The 18,006-nt window shown below is 59.2% G+C and carries 13 protein-coding genes; 2 read left to right on the top strand and 11 right to left on the bottom strand.

What is annotated here, in order from left to right:
* Positions 1–7 precede the first annotated feature (7 nt).
* From tssI to C4N04_RS27010, 5 genes are all read right to left on the bottom strand, one after another.
* Positions 8–2,314 carry a type VI secretion system tip protein VgrG gene (gene tssI / locus C4N04_RS27030; protein WP_106797483.1) on the bottom strand — a complete coding sequence of 769 codons (2,307 nt, stop codon included), beginning with the start codon at positions 2,312–2,314 and terminating at the stop codon, positions 8–10.
* A 187-nt stretch (positions 2,315–2,501) separates the two neighbouring features.
* Entirely contained in the window at positions 2,502–4,778 is a 2,277-nt protein-coding gene (locus tag C4N04_RS27025) for a glycosyltransferase (protein ID WP_077988891.1), read from the bottom strand.
* Between the two features lie 64 nt (positions 4,779–4,842).
* A complete protein-coding gene (locus tag C4N04_RS27020; RefSeq protein ID WP_009990188.1) occupies positions 4,843–5,163 on the bottom strand; it encodes a hypothetical protein in 321 nt (106 codons plus the stop codon).
* 171 nt (positions 5,164–5,334) lie between these two features.
* Positions 5,335–6,594: a phosphoribosyltransferase family protein gene (locus C4N04_RS27015; RefSeq protein WP_225882581.1), complete on the bottom strand. Its 1,260-nt coding sequence runs from the start codon at positions 6,592–6,594 to the stop codon at positions 5,335–5,337.
* Positions 6,595–6,689: 95 nt separating this feature from the next.
* On the bottom strand, positions 6,690–8,831 hold the full coding sequence (locus C4N04_RS27010; protein WP_106797482.1) for a caspase family protein: 2,142 nt from the start codon (positions 8,829–8,831) through the stop codon (positions 6,690–6,692).
* Between the two features lie 169 nt (positions 8,832–9,000).
* On the opposite strand from C4N04_RS27010, the gene C4N04_RS31655 reads away from it, so the two are divergent.
* Positions 9,001–9,177 carry a hypothetical protein gene (locus tag C4N04_RS31655; RefSeq protein ID WP_158775605.1) on the top strand — a complete coding sequence of 59 codons (177 nt, stop codon included), beginning with the start codon at positions 9,001–9,003 and terminating at the stop codon, positions 9,175–9,177.
* Positions 9,178–9,567: 390 nt separating this feature from the next.
* Positions 9,568–10,737 (top strand): glycosyltransferase family 87 protein, encoded by a 1,170-nt coding sequence (locus tag C4N04_RS27005; RefSeq protein ID WP_077988894.1) that lies wholly within the window; start codon positions 9,568–9,570, stop codon positions 10,735–10,737.
* On the opposite strand, the gene C4N04_RS27000 is transcribed toward C4N04_RS27005, so the two are convergent.
* From C4N04_RS27000 to C4N04_RS26975, 6 genes are all read right to left on the bottom strand, one after another.
* Positions 10,716–12,095 (bottom strand): hypothetical protein, encoded by a 1,380-nt coding sequence (locus C4N04_RS27000; RefSeq protein WP_245425668.1) that lies wholly within the window; start codon positions 12,093–12,095, stop codon positions 10,716–10,718. The genes C4N04_RS27005 and C4N04_RS27000 overlap by 22 nt on opposite strands.
* A gap of 207 nt (positions 12,096–12,302) precedes the next feature.
* A complete protein-coding gene (locus tag C4N04_RS26995; protein ID WP_096762406.1) occupies positions 12,303–13,922 on the bottom strand; it encodes a hypothetical protein in 1,620 nt (539 codons plus the stop codon).
* On the bottom strand, positions 13,919–14,668 hold the full coding sequence (locus tag C4N04_RS26990) for an SDR family oxidoreductase (protein ID WP_096762407.1): 750 nt from the start codon (positions 14,666–14,668) through the stop codon (positions 13,919–13,921). The genes C4N04_RS26995 and C4N04_RS26990 overlap by 4 nt, the downstream gene beginning before the upstream one ends.
* Positions 14,665–15,987, bottom strand: a complete 1,323-nt coding sequence (locus C4N04_RS26985) for an FAD-binding oxidoreductase (protein WP_096762408.1) — start codon at positions 15,985–15,987, stop codon at positions 14,665–14,667. Before C4N04_RS26985 ends, C4N04_RS26990 begins: the two co-directional genes overlap by 4 nt.
* Before the next feature lie 6 nt (positions 15,988–15,993).
* Positions 15,994–16,428: a GtrA family protein gene (locus C4N04_RS26980; RefSeq protein WP_077988899.1), complete on the bottom strand. Its 435-nt coding sequence runs from the start codon at positions 16,426–16,428 to the stop codon at positions 15,994–15,996.
* Between the two features lie 7 nt (positions 16,429–16,435).
* Positions 16,436–17,977 carry a UbiA family prenyltransferase gene (locus C4N04_RS26975; RefSeq protein ID WP_106797480.1) on the bottom strand — a complete coding sequence of 514 codons (1,542 nt, stop codon included), beginning with the start codon at positions 17,975–17,977 and terminating at the stop codon, positions 16,436–16,438.
* Positions 17,978–18,006: the final 29 nt, after the last annotated feature.

Genomic DNA, 18,006 nt, shown 5'->3' with positions numbered 1-18,006 from the left:
CCCGTCCTCAATTATGATTGATCTTGCTGCCCTTCCATGTGACCTCTCCCGAGGCCTTGCCATTGAATTTGCCCGAGGCGTTGATCGAAATGTCCTTGCCTTCGATCGAGATCGTGCCGTCCTTCTTCATCGCGATGCTTGCTGAGCCGCACTTGATGACGACCGAGTCCCCCGCTTCGATCAGCAGGTCCTGACCGATCTTGATCGCTCCGTCTTCACCCACCTCGACAAGACTGCCCTTGGCGACTTTCACCGCCCTACTTCCGCCGATCTCCGTGGAATCGTCATCGCTGATCTTGGCGCTACGCGCCTTGCCGATGCTGCTTGTCTGCCCGCCGCCGATCGACACGCTCTGGTCTGAGCCGATTTTCCAGCTGTCGGAGGCGCCGATGTCGTGGCTCTGGCCGGCACCGACGCTGACGGAACGGGACGCGCCGATCGTATTCGATTGGGTCGCGCCGACCGATCTGGTCTCTGTCGCGCCGACGCTATCGACGCGTGCGGCGCCAACGGTCACCGTCTGGACGATGGCAACGGTCTGGGTGTGATTGGCGCCGATCGTCTCTGTGGAATTTGAGCCGATACTGATCGTCTCATTGGCGCCCACAGTCAGAGATCGATTGACCCCCACCGTCTCGGTATCATTCGATCCGATATTGACGGTGCGGTCGACACCAACCTTGGTCGTCTTGTTGTTGCCGACATCCTCGTCGAGGTTCACGCCGACGGAGTGCTTGGCGTTGTTGTCGATGCGATCCGACTGATCGTGTTGGACGAGTTTGCTGCGATCGTGCTTGATCAGGAGGTTGTGGTCTTTCTGCGCCTGGAAATAAACCTCCTCCGATCCGGCTTTGTCTTCGAAACGCAGTTCGTTCCACCCGCCCCCGCCAGGAGACGAATTCGTCTTCAACCCGGATTGGGTGGCATGTCCGGGCAGTTCGTAGGGCGGCATTTCCTTGCCGTTATACACCCTGCCGGTGATGATCGGCCGGTCAGGATCCCCTTCGAGAAAGTCGACGATCACTTCCTGACCGATACGGGGGATTTGGATAAACCCCCAGCCCGCACCGCTCCAGGTTTGCGAGACGCGCACGAAACAGGAGCTGTTCTGGTCCTTCTTGCCGAGCCGGTCCCAGTGGAACTGCACTTTCACGCGTGCGTATTTGTCGGTGAAGATCTCCTCGCCGGCAGGGCCAACCACGGTCGCAGTCTGCGGCCCGCGCATGATCGGCCGGATCGTGTTGCGAGGCGGCCGATAACTGATGGAGGTCGGAGCCACCTGGAATGTCGCCCGAAAGGTTTCCTCCTCCGCATAGGCTGCGGGCCGGTAACCCGGATCGAAGAGACGATAGTCGGCGCGCAGCACGACGTATTCCGCGTTCTGGTCCTTGCGCGGGAAATTCTCGAGCTTGAAAGTGCATCCGGAAGCCAGACCCCGCACCGTGCCGCCAGCGGCGATCCGTTGATGTGCCGCCTGAATTTCCTCCCGCCGCACGACGGCAACCGCGTCGCCGCGGCCGACCGTCAGATGCGCGCCGGGATGGCGATAATGTTCACCCTGTGCTTCCGCGTGTGAGAAAGGTTGCGCCGATTGCGCCATGAGGTCGGCGCCCGGTTTGGTGAAGTCATAGTCCGTGTGGGCGAAGGTGCCGGGCAGGACGGAACTGGTCGAAACCCAGTCCGTCATATATTCCTCATCCCGGCGCACGGGGTCGCCCTCGGCCCGGAACTTGACGCTGCCATAGCCTGGCGCTGGCTTCAGCTTGTTCATGGCATCGGCAAGAACCAGAGTGTGTTCGCCCTCATCATATTCGAAGAAATACATGATGCCTTCGTGCTCGAGCAGCCGCTGCACGAAGTCGAGGTCGGTTTCGTCATATTGCACGCAGTATTCCCGAGCCTCGTAGGAACCCTGCAACCGCTTCTCGAATTTTGCCGCCTTGTATTTCGAGAATATCTTCTCGACGATTTCGACGACGCTCATATTTTGGAAAATGCGGCAATCGGTGCTGTTGCCGAGCAGCCAAAGCCAGGGCCGCACCTCCGCCTCGTAGTAGGCAAACCTTTCCTCGATGCGCGTCAGGCGAAAATCGGTGACCAGCCCGCTGAACCAGCGCTTCTTGTCTCCGCCTTCGCCTTCTACTGACAAGGATTTTCCGAGCAGCTTCAGTGCGTCGACATTCTCGTCGGAACTGATGAAGCCGACAGTGAAGGCAAAACACCGGCTGACCGCATCGCCGCCGATGAGATGCGTGAAAGTCAGCGCTTCGGATCCGAGCGGCGTCTGGACGGTTGTCTTGCGATCATCAGCCATGCGGAGAATGCCCCTGTCTCGTGACGCCGGCGATCCTGATGGAGAAGCCTAGCACAAAGGCCCCTCGCCTCGGAAGTGACATCGATGGTGCAACAATCCGATGCCAGTCGCCTGGCCTTCCGGTCGACCGCAATACGCCCGAAAGGAGCCCCGGTCTGACCTGCGCAACCGGGGCGGTGCGAAAATGTCATACGCGGGCGATTGATCCCCCGAGCGCTCGATCCGTCCTGACAGAGAATGCGAGCTCTTCGATTGCCAGCGCCGCTTCACGCGCTCCATTGGCAAAAACGATGCGGCTTGCTCGTGTGCGATGCTGGGCAAGAAAATCCTCCGACAGAGCGAGTTCGATCGCCTCATGCGCTCGTTCGGCATCCACCGATCTCAAACATAGCCCCAATCCGGAGCTTTGCGCATAGGCCGCTCTTACGGCCTGCTCGTCCATCTCGGGCGCTTCATTCGGAACGAAGATTGCCGGGATGCCGCCATAAATACATTCGTGGTAGCTGTTGTAGCCGGCATTCGTAATCATCAGGTCAACGGCGTTGAAATATCTGGCGATCGGATAGATCGCCTTTTGCACGGTGCCCCCGATATGATCCTCGCGCTTCGGGGCGAGGGGATTGACCGCGTCGACGACCTGGACTCCATGCTTGAGCAGTCCGTTGATGATCGCCGGCCGCAGCCGGCTGACGTCTAAATTTCGTTCCGAACCGAGCTGCACGACGGCGACAAGACCGGCAGGATCGACACCGAGAGCCGATGCAGCTTCTGCCCGCGAGAGCCTGTCGTCATTGTCAACAAGGAGGATCGGAGAAACGCCGATCACGCCAGCGCGCAATTGCGCGGTGATGCCGTGGTCTTCGTCCGCGGCGAACTCGCCCGGCTCGATCACCATGTCGAACCGATGCTGCATCGACGGATCGAGGCTATGACAGGATGCCCACATCCCGCGGCGGATCCAGACCCAGTTCAGATCGGGACGGGCGGTCAGCACCTTCAGTAAGCCAGGATAGGGATGGTTGCTGTCGAAGACGACGCTGTTGATGGCAAACGCCTCCACGGCGGTCAGCAATTCCTGTGCGAAGACCTCGTTCCAGCTGTCGTCCGTCACACCGATCTTCGAGGCGGACGGTATGTAGTCTACCGGGTGCCCACGTGCTTCGATAATCGAAGATCCGGCCGACATTGTCAGGAAAACGGGCTCCATGTCAGGCGACATGCGCTCGGCGATTGCCATTAATCGCGTGATATGGCCAAGGCCTATGCCGTTTGTCGCGACAAACAGGACGCGGCGCCGTCCCATCAGCGACCGTTGCGATCTTCGCGGCCCGGAACGGACCGTTGCGTGTCCGCTCGACCCGGAGAACGCGTCAGCGCCAACCGCCTTGCCGACCGTGGCAAGCGCGGCAGGCGAGCAAAGTCCGAGTTCGTCATAGATGGCACGCATTCTTTCCGGGTATCGGCTTTTCGAAAACTTCTTCTCGACCAATGTGCGCGCGGCTGCCGACTGGGCGCTGAAGGCCTCGGGAGACGCGAGAAATCTCTCCAGAACGTTGGTTGTTTCGTCGGGCCGGCAATAGACCGCACCGTCTTCGAACAGGTCACGAAACGATGGGTCGAGGATGGTCACAAGCCCGCTCGCCATCGCTTCGGCAATGCCAATGCCAAACGCCTCAACCCATCGCCGGCTGTGAAAGAACACATAGAAATCAAGCTTGTTCAGAAACTGAGGCACACCGCTGTTCGAGTAAGGCGAGATGTTCCAGTTGGATCCAATCAAAGGCACGACTTGGTCCGGCACACCGCCCATGACCTTGATCTGGACATTACCAAGATCGGGATAGGCCGCGCGCAATTCAGCCTCGGTATCCGGCCATTTCAGGAGATCGCGACGTGAATGTCTGCCGATAACCGCCCTTTCGCGCGGCGGCAGCGCGGTCCTGATCGGCCACTCGTCAAGGTCGATCAGATTGAACAGATCATGACGCAAGAGCTCGGGCCTGCCGGCGATGATGTCTTCGAACTGATTGCGCACCCTGGGGCCCACCGGTGCGAAGATGACGGGCGCCCCGAACATTCTCTCCAGATTTCGTTTCACCACGTCGATATTATATTGCGCATTGCCGGCTCCGTCGAAGGGCGGATGCTGGACCGAAAGGAGGACGACCTTCGATCTGAGGCGCAGCGGCCGTGTCGGCATGTGCGCGAACGCCAAGGGATTATGAGCGAAAAGAATGTCGCACTCGACTGCCTCCTCGCCCGTCAGCCACGGCACCTCCTGACGCTCAAGAACGTCGAGAAGACGTTCCTCGAACCGTCTGGAACGGATATCGGAAACGCCGAGAAATGGAAGCAGAGCCGTCGAGAGGCCAAATTGCCGAGCGGACTGGATCTCGATCCGCACGGCCGATGAGGAGCCACCATAAAATCGAGGATCGGCTGCATGGACAATATCAAAATGCATTCGAAAGCCAGATTGGGTCTATCAATGCTACTAGGGTCAATTCTCAGTTGTCTGGTCCGTTGCTTCAATAAGCGCTGCCGCTGCGGCCGAAAGACGGGTTCCGTTCGGGACGGTTCAAATTCCTCACAGCAACGGGCTTTGGCTTGACCGACCGGGTGATCCTTGATGCCGCGACCGGGACATAGGAACTGTTCGGATAGCTGCTGATAAAATTGCGATAGGCTCGATCAGTGTTGCTTCGCCGTGCGTTGCGCCAAGCCACTTCTTCTGCGGCGGTCGGCGCATTTCGGTAACCGCTGATGATTGACGCCAGCGTCATATTCGAGCCTTGAGAGGTGCATGAGGCAAGTATCAGCGTTCCGAGGATAGAGATTTTGCGAAGCATATATTGCCCTCCCCGCAGCTTATTTTAGTAAGCATTCACAAACTACGAAAGTCAATGCCCGCAAGGTGAAACTCATTATTTTCGATTGTCCGATGCAGCCTTGAAGGACTTCTCCGGCCTTTCAGGCAACGAATAGATGCAAGTTTCAACTGGAAGAACTCGGCGGCGTGTCTAAGTCGACCCGCCTCTTCGCAATGACAACTGTTCGGCGAGGAATTCCTCGAAGCTCAAGCCCAATGTCACCTCACGCGAAATCGCCCATTTTCGCAACATCAGGTCGTAACGCCTGCGCACATAGTCCTGATATTGGCCGGACGAAAGCGATGGAAGGTGGTGCACTTGCGGAATGAATTCGGCCGGCGTCTCTGCCCGGGACATGAGTTCTTGATGAAAATCGGAAAGAACGATGATCGGATATTCGTTCTTGGCCGTGCAAATCTTGCGGATGGACTCAATGGCTTCGAGAAAGCCGTCTGGTCTTGACCCGAGCCAGCTGACAAGAGTTCGAGATTTTGCGCAGTTGTGCGCGTCGGCAATCGTGTATCGGAGCTCCTCGGGCATAGTTTGCTCTCGCCTGAAAAACGCGAAAGCGTCGAAAGGCATTCTCATATTGAACAAGCTGCGCAAAGGGGTGTTCGGCAAAACCATCTGATGGGTCTCCGTGCAAAGAACCGGCTTGTTCGATATCCTGGCAATCTCGTTCGCCTGCCTAAGATTACTCTCGACAAAGATCTCGGCATTACACTGCCGATAGAAGGCGGCCTTGAACCTTGCATGGGTGCCCCGCCGCCGACGCTCCGCCGCGCTCGGCAGATCGAGCATTATGAGCTTGCCGTAGTCGATCGAATTTGTACGAAGCCAGGTTTCGGTCAAGGATCGGTACTTTTCGAGCCGGCTGGTCACGAGATAGGCGATGAAGCGCGTCGGTTTGTGAAGCGCCCGTGCATTTCTCAAGAAGGCTTCATAGGCCGGACCATCGTCATTTTCCGTATCGGTCGGGTCGAGGCAGAGCACCCCGTCAATGTCGATGCACGCCTTCGATAACAGGCCGTGATGCATGAAATTCCACTGGAACAGCCTTGGCTGTTCGACGACCTCGAATATGAAGTCGACACCCTCGACGCTGTCGCGCAGACCATAGACCGCGGCGAAGACAAACTCAGCGCGACTTTCGCATGCCATCAACTTGGCTTTGGCTTCGCGCATGGCGCCACCGGTATTGATGCTGTCGTCGAGGACAAGAACCCTTCGAACGTCGGATGCGCTCCTGAACGAAGCCGTATTCTTTGTCGCACCGAAGGAGTAAACGCGGCCTTCGATGAAGCTGTCCAGATCGGTCATCGGTAGGTTGGCGACCAAGCCGAGCATGTTGGCGGCCAGCAGGCCGCTGCGTGGAATACCGACGACCAGATCGATCTCGCGAGGCAGCATGTGCAACCCGTTGACGATGGCTTTGTGAAGATCCGATATCGAGCGATACTGCATCCCCATGCCGATGCTCCCCCGTTCAGGTCAGCTCCGAACCGTCATTTGCCGTTCTGTTCCAGAAAGAGATCGACCTGGGCTTCCATCCTTTGCCGTGTTGCCGTGTCGAGTTTCTTGCCGATCGCGGCGCGCGCTTCATCGGCCCGGTTAACGCCCAGCTTTTCGGCCAGCACCCCATAATAATAGGCAAGCGGCACATCCGCCTTTCCCGTGAAGCTGCCTTTGTCGTAACCGAAGGCAAGATCGAGATTGGCCAACTCAAGTCCACGATTGGCAGATAACTTGAAGAGGGAAAGCGCGCGGTTTCGATCAGCAGGGAGTTTATCGGCGCCTTTCAGGTACAGCCTCGCGGCGTAATAGGGCGCGTATTTGTTGCCCATGTCCGTTGCCTTGAGCAGGGTCTCCAAGCCACGTCTAAGATCCTTCTTGGTGCCCTCTCCACTGATATAGGCCTGCCCCAGATTTGCCATGGCGTCGATCTGGCCCGTATCGGCCGCCGCCATGTAAAGTGCGACCGCCTGCGAGGCATCCTGCTTTACACCGGTGCCCAGCCTGTAGCAGTCACCCAGCGCGGTGATGGCGTTGGCCCATCCGCTGGAGGCGGCAAGACGATACCAGAGAATACCTTCTTCTGGGTCCTTCGAGACACCCTGGCCAAGAATATAGGCCGTGCCGACGTTCGTGCGTGCGCGCAGGTTGCCCATTTTTGCGGCCGCCATGTAGTAGGAGAGAGCCTGGTCGTAGTCGACCTTCCGGCCGATCCCCATGCGAGCCATATAGCCAAGATTGACGAGAGCGGCGCTATACTGCTGGCCGCCGGCGAGTTTATAGAAATATTCCGCCCAGTTGTATCGGCCGGCGATCTCGAGAACACGACCAAGCTGATACTGCAGCCGGGGATTGTTCTGATCTGCTGCAAGCGCAAAGGCGCAGGCCCGCAGCGCGTCGCGCACATTGACGAGACCATTGCTGACGCCGGGGACCTGTCGCTGCGGATCGTTCGGGTCAGCACCGTAAAGATCGCATTCGGTCACAAGACTGCGCATGCCGCTCGCCGTCTCGGGCAGTGCACTCGGCCACATCCTGAACGTTTCGCTCACCGCACGCTCGCCCGATTGCTGGAAGACGAACTCCTTAGCCTCGGCGTCGTCCGTACTCGGCACCTGGCTGGCAATGGATGAGGCGACAAGGCTTTCACGTACATAGAGCCCGCGTTTCGAAAGGGCGGCAACCTGGACACGGCTCTTTTCCTCCGCCTCGGCCGCGTGCGCGCTTTGGGGAAAGATCTTGGCAAAGCGCTCGAAATCAGCAGGATCTGGGCTATCCTTGATGAAGGTCCACAGCACCTCGTCAATAGCAACCGGGCTCGAGGTCTCGGTGGGCGGAACAACGGCTTCCGCGGTCAAGATTGCCGCCTGTGGTCGGAACACGAACCGTGTTTCGATCGAGCCGGTGATCCAAGGTATTTGGGCATTGCCGGTCGCTTGCCTGACATCGCCGCGAACCGTGCGAAACGTGTCATAAACATCCAGGTTCGGTCGCTGCAGGGCATTGGCGAGCGCCGACGAATAGGGGCTGTTCAGCCCGGTGCCATCATAGGCGACTTCACCGGCGCTCGTTGCATAGGCCACCAAGACCTGCCCGCTTCCCGCCTCAGTGTCCGCCAGCCCCTGACGAAGACCCTGGAAATTTGCAGCCGGATTGTTTCGGCATGCATCAAGAATGAAGAGCTTCAGCCCGACAGGATCGTTCTTGACGATATCGATGAGGTCATTGAGAACGAGTGCATCGGCGACCACCCGCTGCGCAGAGCTGGTATCGACGTCCACGGGCAACAGGAGATTGCGCCCAGCGGCCTGCAAGGCGTGGCCGGCATAGTAGAAGACGGCAATATCGGCACCGACCAGATGCGTCCGAACGGTCTCTTTCAGGTCTCTGACCGCCTCTTTCTTCAGGTCGTAAAACAAAAGCACGTCGAAATTCAATTCGGTCAGGGTATTGGCGATCAGCTTGGCGTCATTTTGGGGATTGCTCAACGGCGCAAAAGGATAGTCACTATTGCCGATGACGATCGCCGCGCGCTTTTCTGCGTGAGCAGATCCCGCGAAAACTTGACACGCGATCAGCAGAAACAGGCAGATAAAAAAACGTGGGCCTCGCCCCTGCGCAGATATGGAAACCATCACTGTCGCTCCAATGAGAAGACCATGCCCGAAACCATCGACGCAAAGCCTGAACGTTGCTTGTCTGCCTGCCACTCCCGCGATCGAGAATTCGAAGTATATTAGCCCCGGATAATCTCAGCCAGTCTACCAATTTACACACCAAGCGGTAGCCGTTCTGCAATACAAATTGCAGACGCATCGAACGAACCTCGACGGGCGGAAACGCAGTAGCGGTGGTGGTGAGGACAAAGCTGGAGGACGTCGATGCAACCGCAACAAGATCGGGGTCGCGGAATACGACATCTCGGAAGCCGGCATCGAAGGCGTGGTCTATGAAAACCGCGCGTTCATCCGCGTCGTGTGAAATTTTCGATTCCCGCCTTAGCGATTTCGATGACTTATTTTGAAAAAGTGGAACTAGCTGGGTGTCGACAACGTCAGGGCGTTCGAGAAACTTCATCTCTATCACTTCGGTGAGGCCTGAGGGATGTCCCGGACAATGCCCGGGTCTGCGACGTGAACGAGAAGCAGACCGGCTAACAAGCCAGGAAAACGTAGCCACGCTCTTTCAGTGCCGCCCGCACGGAACATCCTCCTCGGCAAAAGGTTAGCGAGTGTTTAGCGATGACACGGCGTTCCGCGCGCCGATCGGGACTTGGGGAGCATCGCAATGAAGCATTAAAATGGTAGGTTGCTTGAGAGCAGTCTTTCGCTTCAACCACCTGGTGCTCGGCGCATTGATGGAGGTCTCTCGATGGAAGGCTCTGCTTCTACTGAACCCCGTGATAGGCCGCTTCAATTGCTCGCGACAATCGCGCTTGCCGGCATCTGCTTGTGGGTGATCCGCACCGAATTTCCGCGTGTCGTTTCAGATCACGGCCTCTGGGACTTCGGCGCATTCCTCGCGTCTGGGCGCGCGGCAGCTGCTGGCTTGGACCCTTACGGCATATACCCACCTCTCACCCCGCACGTCATCTTTCCGGGATTTGAGGCTTGGAACCCCAACCTCAATCCTCCGATCTCGGCACTTCTGTTCCAAGCCTTCGATATCGTGGAGCCCGGGTGGTCGCTGCGTATCTGGTGGGTGATTTCGATTGCCAGCTACGTCGCTGCGGTCGCCTTGCTGCTGCGACGCTACAGCTACGGCCTGCACCACGGATTGATCGCCATCTGGGCTTTCGCATTGGCCGGTTTTTGGGACACGCTCTACCTAGGTCAGATCTACATGCCTCTGGTCTTGATCGCCGTCATCGCCTGGCTCCGCCTGGAAAGAGGCGATGACGTATTCGCCGGCATCATGATCGGCCTGCTCATTTCGATGAAACCGAATTTCGCAGTCTGGCCGGTGCTGCTCTTTCTTGCCGGCCATCGGCGACCGAGCTTGATATCGTTTGCCACCGCGGCCGTCATTGCCGCCATGCCACTCGCCATTTTCGGTCCTGGAATCTATCTCGACTGGCTGCGCCTCGTTGCGACGGACGGCGAACGTGCGGTCTTTCTCACGAATGCTTCCTTTGCAGGTCTGGCCGCGCGTGCCGGCTTCCCGTCGGTGGGCACGGTTCTAGCCGTTTTATTGCTGCTTGCCCTCGCCGCCTGGGCATTCCGCCGCCGTCCGCCGGTAATCTCCGTCAGCGGGCTGGCGCTGATTGCGTCTCTTCTGGCCTCCCCGCTAGGATGGATCCACTACACGCTCTTCCTGCTGCCCGTCCTGCTGCACCATTGGCAGAGACCATGGGCATGGTTGGCAGGTACCGCGCTGATAATACCGGTCCCGATCATACTCGGCTACTTCGGCGCTCCCCGCCTGATCCAACTGACGGCAGGATCTGTGTACGCGTGGGCGCTCGTGCTGGTGCTCGCCGGTCTGGTCATTTCAGAACGCGGAAGACAATCTGCTCCAGCTCAGGAAGGGTTTCTGCGGTAGATGCGCCAATCGGCGGTCTCCCGCACGAGGTCATAGTGGCGGGCTATATAATGCGCATAGATGTCCCGCATGCCGTTCCCTGTCCAGATTTCGATGGGCCACTTCGGGTCGAGGATCAGGTCCACGTCGGCGAACATCTCTTCCGCGGCTGGACGATACTCAGGCCCGAGAGTGCGTCCCCAATGATACCAGACGCTATCTCCGGCGGGCGGCGTGAGGCGGAGACCGGCGGTAAACGGATTGACGAAATCCAGAACGGCAACACGCTCAGACCCAGCATCCAGTTGCGAAAGGGCGGCGGAGGCGTCGGCAAGCGTGCGGTTGTAACCTTGGAAATATTCGAATTGGCCGGCACTCCACATCTCCACCAGCCGAACCCCGGAAAGGGCAGGCAGCGGAATAGCTTCGCCTCGTCCGCCAGCCGAATAATAGGCATGAATGGCAAGCGACGCAGCATTGCCGACCGCAGCCGGCATGAGCAGAAATGCTGCGAGCAGCGGCGGGGCGATCCGCGCTCTTGCATTCCCAGAGCGAAGCTCGGCACGAAAGAGACTTTCCGACAGCACGGCAGCGCTCGCGCCAAGCGTCAGAATCCCAAAGAATTGGAAGTTCTGCTCGATCAGGAGGATTCCTGATGTCATGCAGAAGCCGACAAAGAGCAGATGCCGGCAGCTTGGCGTCAGACTGAGAAGGATGACGGCGACAGCGAGATAAGCGAGAAGGTCGGCGAAATTATGCCGTACCACGTGACCGATAGCCGTCATCGTCGGGAAACCGCCGCTGTTCTTCCCGGCAAGACTGATGTCGAGGAGGTAGTTGACCCCTCCGCCCCAGACCATCTCAATCGCCAGGATGCTGGCGGCGACGATCCCAAATGTGAGCGCCACCCAGCCGGTCTGGCGACGGTCAAAAAGCATGAACATCAGAAAAGCAAGGCCCACGACACCATAGGTGATCTTGGTGTAAAGCATCAGCAGCACGAGGAAGCTGGCGCATGCTGCGTCCGCGCCTTTGCCGCTGCTGGCGCCGGGCAAGCGGCACAGGTACATGACCAGCAGCAAGCCGAATGACGCCCAGCCGATCCGGTTGTAGAACATGGCGAAGCTGAGTTCCCCGATCCGTTCGCCGGGGTTTGCAGGAACCGCGAGCACCAGAAGCAGATAGCTTGCCAGCGGCAGCCCGAGCGCCCAATGCATTCGGCTGCCGACGATTTCGGCGGCGACCAGCGAGAATAACAGGATCAGCAGGGACAGTCCCACTGGCATTGCCGCGCCCATGCTGCCGGACAGAGCGTAGCCGACAGCCGGGATATAGAATGTCAGCGGCCCGAGAGGTGTGTGGAAATCAACGTTCGGCACCTGTCCGGCCGCGATCCGATGTGCGCCATCAAGAAAAACGAATAGATCATTGACGTATTTGGTTGTGACCGTTGCGCCTGGCAGGGCGAGGAGTCCCGCAAGAAGCAATCCAATGCCGGGGACAATGGCACGCCACCAGTTCAACTGAACGGCCGGCCGCGATGTATCCTTCTCCGGTATCGACGTCGATGCTTGCGTCACCGTGCCTCACTTTGCGCCTTTGCCTGGGCGCCACTGATAAATCGTCCATTCGGATGTCTTCCGCACCACATCGAAATTCGCAGCAAGGAATGGGCCATACAGCTCCTGCAGCGGCAGGCTGTTGATGCCGGTTTTGGGCACCATGACGATCTTGACGTCGGCAAAGAGCACGTCCGGCGGGATATAGGACCTTTCATTGATGTTGCGATTCCAGTGAAGCCAAGCGGTGTCGCCGGCGGGCGGGCGAATGCCGAGTCCGGCCGAGAATGGGTTTGCGAAATCGAGGACGAAAACCCGTTCGGCTGGAACCGGCAGAGATTGGAGAAGCGCGCCACCGGTGACGATGTTATCGAGGTAGCGTCTTATGAAATCGGGCTCGCCGCCCGGCGGATCGACTTCCCGGACATCGTCAAATTCCGGCAGCCCCAGAGACTGCCCGGCTTTCTCAGTCGCGAGCGCCGTATGCAGGGCGACGGCCGCGCTGTGGTGCACGATCGGGGGCAACAGGAACAAGATGCCGATCAGCGGCAGGGCGCCGGCAGCACGAGCCAAGCGTCCTGCTGCGCGGCTTTCATTGCCCGGTTCAACCCAGGCCGTCTTCTGCGACAGCACGATTGCCCCGCAATAGAGCGTGATGATCCCCCAGCTGTGGGCATTCTGATTGATGAGCGCCACGCCGGCGCCGATGCAAAAGCCACAGAGGACAAGATCTCGAAGGCTGCGGCTTTGCCAGAGGGCGAGCGAAGCGACGGCCGCGAACACTGTGAGATCGGAGAAGTTTTCCCGAATATTCTTCAGAATGCTGCCGACATCATGACCGCCGCTGACGCGCGCCGCCGCCCGCAGATCCTCAATGTGCTGCGCCGTTCCGCGCCAGAAGAACTCGATGGCGACCATTGCCAGTGCCGTGAGCAGCAGGGCTGTCACGCCCCAGCGGCGCTGGTGCCGATCGGAGAGAATGATTGCGATAAGGCCGATCCCGGCGAGCCCGTAGGTCACCTTGGTATAGAACGAGACAAGCAACAGGAAGAGGGCTGCGAGAGCATCGGCAATATCATTGCGCCTGGCTGGCGAATGCGGTGCCAGATACATAACCAGCAGCAGGCCGAGAGCGACCCAACCGATGCGGTTATAGAACATCGCGAAGGAAGGATACCAGATGGAACTGCCGAGATTGATCGGAGCCGCGAGAATGAGAAGAAGGAATATACCGAGCCCGGCAGCCAATGAAGGTGCGAGGCGCGACCCAAGGATGCGGATCATGGCGGGGATGAAAGAGACGAGGACGGTCGCCATGCCCAGAGGTATGGCAGCCCCGAAATTACCTGACAGAAGATATCCCGCAGCCGGAATGTAAAAGACGAGAGGCCCGAGCGCGGTGTGGAAATCGCGGTTCGGCACCTGGCCGAAGGCGATGCGATGCGCACCGTCGATGAAGATCAGCACGTCATTGATGAAGGCGGCATTGATGGTCCTGCCCGGCAGCGCGAGCATGGCGGCAGAGGCCAAGGCGACGACGATGATCGCGCCTTCTGCCGACAGCAGTCGCCGTATCCAGGCTGCAGGTCGCCTGTGGGCACGAGTTCCCGCTCCGATGTAGGCTGCCTGATTTATGGGTTCCGTCACAGCCGCAACCTCTTGAAGATGGACTCTGGGATTGACCGGATTATCGTCATGAGCGGTCGCCAGACCCCTCTGACGTAGACGACGTCACTGCGGCTCCCGCCCTCGGCGGCTGCGAAAATCTTTTGCGCCACCTCTTGCGGTTCGGCCGTCAGAAGCGGCGGAAGTTTCATCCCATCGGTCATCCGCGTGCGAACAAATCCGGGCTTCACGGTCAGCACGCGCACGCCGGACCGGGACAGCCTGTTCCTCAGGCCGGACAAGAAGGCCGTCAGGCCGGCTTTGGCGGCGCCATAGACATAGTTCGACGCTCGTCCGCGCTCGCCGGCGACAGAGCTCGTGCCGACGATCGTACCCGATCCGCGCGCTGCGAAACGCTCGGCCAGAAGACCAAGAAGCAAAGCCGGCCCCTCGAAGTTCGTCCGCATGACCATGGCGGCATATTCGAGCTCCTGTTCAGCCCGGGACTGCTCACCGAGTTCGCCGACGACGCAGACCACCGTGTCCGGCAAGGGTGACACGGCGCCGAGGAAGGCCTCGAAGCGAGCAGTCTCCAGGATATCGAGCTCATGAACGGTGACAACTGCTCCCGTCCGCGCGGCGATGTCGTCGGCTTCACGTTGAACGGCCGCGCGCGCCCGTCCCGCCAGATGAATGGCCCAGCCTGCCTCGGCATAGACAATTGCCGTCGCCCGGCCAATATCCGAGGTCGCGCCGATCATGAGCAGTGCCTTGCCGGTCCCCGTCATATGCCGAGCCTTTTTGCCAAGCGGGAGTTGAAGCGACGATCGGCTCCGGTTGCTCTTCGCAGCTCTTTGAACGCGTCCAGTCGGGGGTAGCCGGATTCAAATGTCAGGCGGGACTGGCGCGCATCCTTGGCCAGATAGAGACGCCCCCCTGCCTTGACAACCAGCTTGTCGATTTCGTCCAGCAGCCGCAACACGTCCTGGGTGGCCGGCAGGTCGAGCGCGAGCGTATAGCCCGGCGCAGCAAAGGAGAGCAGACCTGCACTGCCTCGCAGCCTTTTGAGAACGGCAAGAAATGAACCTTTGCCCGAGTGCGCAAACCGGTCGAGGATGCTCGTGAGAACCTGGAGCGAGTCAGCATCCGGGACCACGCATTGATGCTGGATAAAGCCTCGTTTGCCGTACAATCTGTTCCATCGAAGGATGCGGTCGAGAGGGAAGAAGTAATTATCCCAATGGACCAGCAAGGGCTTGGCTGACTTTCGAATACCGGACCGGAAGTAGAGCTCATTGAAGGCGGAAACGCTCGCCTTGTTCAGGAGCCAACCCGGCATATCGAGCGGCAGGGAAAGGGCCGCGCTGGTCGGCGAAGGAAAGCGATCGGCCTTCGGCGTCTCACCAACCTGATCCTGTGTTGCGTGCTCACCCGCAAAAATCAGCGAACGTCCGAGAGAAGCGCCTTTCGACAGGCAATCGATCCAAGCCACCGAATAGGTCGCGTCCTCCGATTGCCTCAGCGCCCGCAATGCTTCGTCGAGATTCTCGGCTACGGTCGTCTTCTGGGTGATCCAGCCAGTCTCGATCGACCTCAGGCGAAAGCTTGCCTCGGCAATGATGCCGGTCAGGCCCATCCCGCCGACGGTTGCCGAAAAAAGCTCCGTGTTCTGCGAGCGGCTACAGGTGAGGATCTCGCCGCTGGCGGTCACCAACTTCAATTCGTCGACGTGATCGCCGAATCCACCGTGGCAATGATGGTTCTTGCCGTGGACGTCCGATGCGACCATCCCGCCGATGGTGACGAACTTCGTGCCCGGAACCACCGGCGGAAAATAGCCGCGGGGCACCAGCGAACGCAGGACGTCGGAAAGCATGACGCCGCCCTCTACGGTGAGGACGCGATCGGTAGCATCGAACCTTTTCATCCGGTTCAATCCACCACACATCAAGGTGGAATTCTCGCCGATCGCAGCGTCACCGTAGGAGCGGCCATTGCCGCGAGCGATCAAACCTGAGTGCGATGCTGCAATCCCGCCCAGGGCCTCCGGAAACCGGCAGTTCAACACCTCGCTCTCATGACGCGGATAGCGTCCCCAGCCCTCCATCGTCCGTCACGCCTCCCTTGGCTTGAAGACGAACTTTCGGTCGAGAGCATATTTCAAGATATAGCCGATCGCCAGGCCGATCGCTCCGCCGGTGTATTTGGCAAGTTCCGTCTTCCAGATTGTCCAGAAGGCAATTTCGAACCCCCAGAATATGAGCGTCGTCAGCACGCTGAACAAGCCGTACAGCGCGACCTTCGACATCTCGTCGCTATGAGAGGAGTAACGGTCAAAGAAGATCCAATTTTTGTCGAGAACATATTTCAGGGCGAAGCCGGCGGCGGTGCCAGCGAGGATCGATGGCATCAGGCCCGACCACGGCGCTGTTTGGAGAACCATCGCCTGGACCAGGAAATTGGCGGCGGTGGAGAGCACCGCGAAGCAGACATAGCGCACCGCGACGCCGGTGGGAGTGCTTCGCTGCTGGAACTGCGAGCCCGTCATGACCACCTCACATCGCGGCAAAGACGACCAAGCTGGCAGCCCCTAGCGTGGCAAGACTGACCTTGTCCCTGATAGCGAAGACCACCGGATCATCATGCATCTGCCCCCGATGGGCGAGCATGAGGATGCGCGCGATCCAGCAGGCAAGGACCGGTCCGGCGAACCATAGCATCCCCGGCCGCTCATAGACGTCTCGTGCGTTGTCGCTCGCGGCGTACAGGGCAAACAGCGTCAGCGCATTCATCCCCGCCCCCGCTGCCAGGGCACCTACCATGCCGATGTCGGCCTTCCTGTAGTCCCGGCCCTTGGAGTCCGGCAGGCGCGCGGCGCGACGTCCAATCAACTCGGTGTACCGTTTGACCAAAGCGAGCGAGAGGAACCAGCTCATCATGAAGGCCAGCAGCCAAGGCGATGGCCACACAGAGAGGGCTGCGGCCCCTCCGATCACCCGCGTGGTATAGAGAGATGCGAGGGCCACGACATCGAGGATCATCTTTCGCTTGAAGAAAAACGAATAGGCGGTGGTCAATGCAAAATATCCCGCCAACACAAGAACGAACCCTGGCGTCACCATGACGGCTACCATGAGCGATAGGAGAAGCAGGATTGGGATGACGGCAATGGCATCCGAAAGCGCGATGTCACCGCAAGCAAGAGGCCTGCGGCATTTCGTGCGGTGGCCGCGGTCGTCTTGGAGATCCACCAGATCATTGAGGATATAGACGCCGGAAGCGCAGAGTGAGAATGCGAGGAAAGCCAGACCGGCGCTGACCATGCTGTTGATATCGAAGAGCTGATTTATCAGAAGCGGGACAAAGACCAGGCCATTTTTGACGTACTGATGCACACGCAACAGCCGCGCCCAGGTGCGCCAGGTCGCTCTTTCACACGGAAGATGTTGGACGTTGCCGCACTGCCGGCTGAGTTTTTGCGCGACCGCGGGCGATGTCCGTATGGCATAGGATTTGGCGGCATGGCGCCAAACAGGAAGATCGGCCACGTCGTTGCCGATATAGTCAAACCCGCCTTTTCCGAAAGCGGCGACGAGTTGTTCCGCTTTGACATCGGCAGCGCAGTTGGTTGCTTCGTTGGTTGCAAACCAACCGTCGAAAAGGCCGAGATGTTCGGCGACTGCGGAAACCAGACGCTCATGGCTCGCTGACGCGAGATAGACGGGTCGTCTCTCCTCCCTTGCGGCCCGGATCACCGTCAAGACCTCCTCGTCATAAGGGAGGAGAGCCGGGTCGAAATCCGATGGTTGCGAAAGACGGTGCTTCAGACAGGCTTTCCCGCCGCACAGGGCCTTGACGAGATCCACCGCCGAGTGAGGGCGACGAGCCAGTTCGGCGAAAGCGGTTTCGATCAGCAGATCTGATCGTACGAGGGTGCCGTCCAGATCGACCACCAATGGACAAGGCTGCAGCAACGATTCGAGGTTTCCGGGACAGACCGCCGACGGCGGCGCATGCGTTGGCTCGAGGCGCTCATCCTCCTGGAGTCCCGGCAGAAACTCTCTTTGCAGGAGGAACTCACGTTGCAGCTCGCTCAAAGGAATTCCCCTCCGCTTCAAACCTCAGG

It is taken from the genome of Rhizobium sp. H4, assembly GCF_003013335.1.
GTDB classification, from domain to species: Bacteria; Pseudomonadota; Alphaproteobacteria; order Rhizobiales; family Rhizobiaceae; genus Rhizobium; species Rhizobium sophoriradicis.
Note: the sequence above shows the minus strand (reverse complement) of the source record. Positions and strands in the feature narration are given on the sequence as shown.

Excerpts from the sequence above, each read along its gene's own strand:
- tssI (WP_106797483.1), bottom strand. The coding sequence starts at position 2,314 with ATGGCTGATGATCGCAAGACAACCGTCCAGACGCCGCTCGGATCCGAA.
- C4N04_RS27025 (WP_077988891.1), bottom strand. The coding sequence starts at position 4,778 with ATGCATTTTGATATTGTCCATGCAGCCGATCCTCGATTTTATGGTGGC.
- C4N04_RS27020 (WP_009990188.1), bottom strand. The coding sequence starts at position 5,163 with ATGCTTCGCAAAATCTCTATCCTCGGAACGCTGATACTTGCCTCATGC.
- C4N04_RS27015 (WP_225882581.1), bottom strand. The coding sequence starts at position 6,594 with ATGCTGCCTCGCGAGATCGATCTGGTCGTCGGTATTCCACGCAGCGGC.
- C4N04_RS27010 (WP_106797482.1), bottom strand. The coding sequence starts at position 8,831 with ATGGTTTCCATATCTGCGCAGGGGCGAGGCCCACGTTTTTTTATCTGC.
- C4N04_RS27005 (WP_077988894.1), top strand. The coding sequence starts at position 9,568 with ATGGAAGGCTCTGCTTCTACTGAACCCCGTGATAGGCCGCTTCAATTG.
- C4N04_RS26990 (WP_096762407.1), bottom strand. The coding sequence starts at position 14,668 with ATGACGGGGACCGGCAAGGCACTGCTCATGATCGGCGCGACCTCGGAT.
- C4N04_RS26985 (WP_096762408.1), bottom strand. The coding sequence starts at position 15,987 with ATGGAGGGCTGGGGACGCTATCCGCGTCATGAGAGCGAGGTGTTGAAC.
- C4N04_RS26980 (WP_077988899.1), bottom strand. The coding sequence starts at position 16,428 with ATGACGGGCTCGCAGTTCCAGCAGCGAAGCACTCCCACCGGCGTCGCG.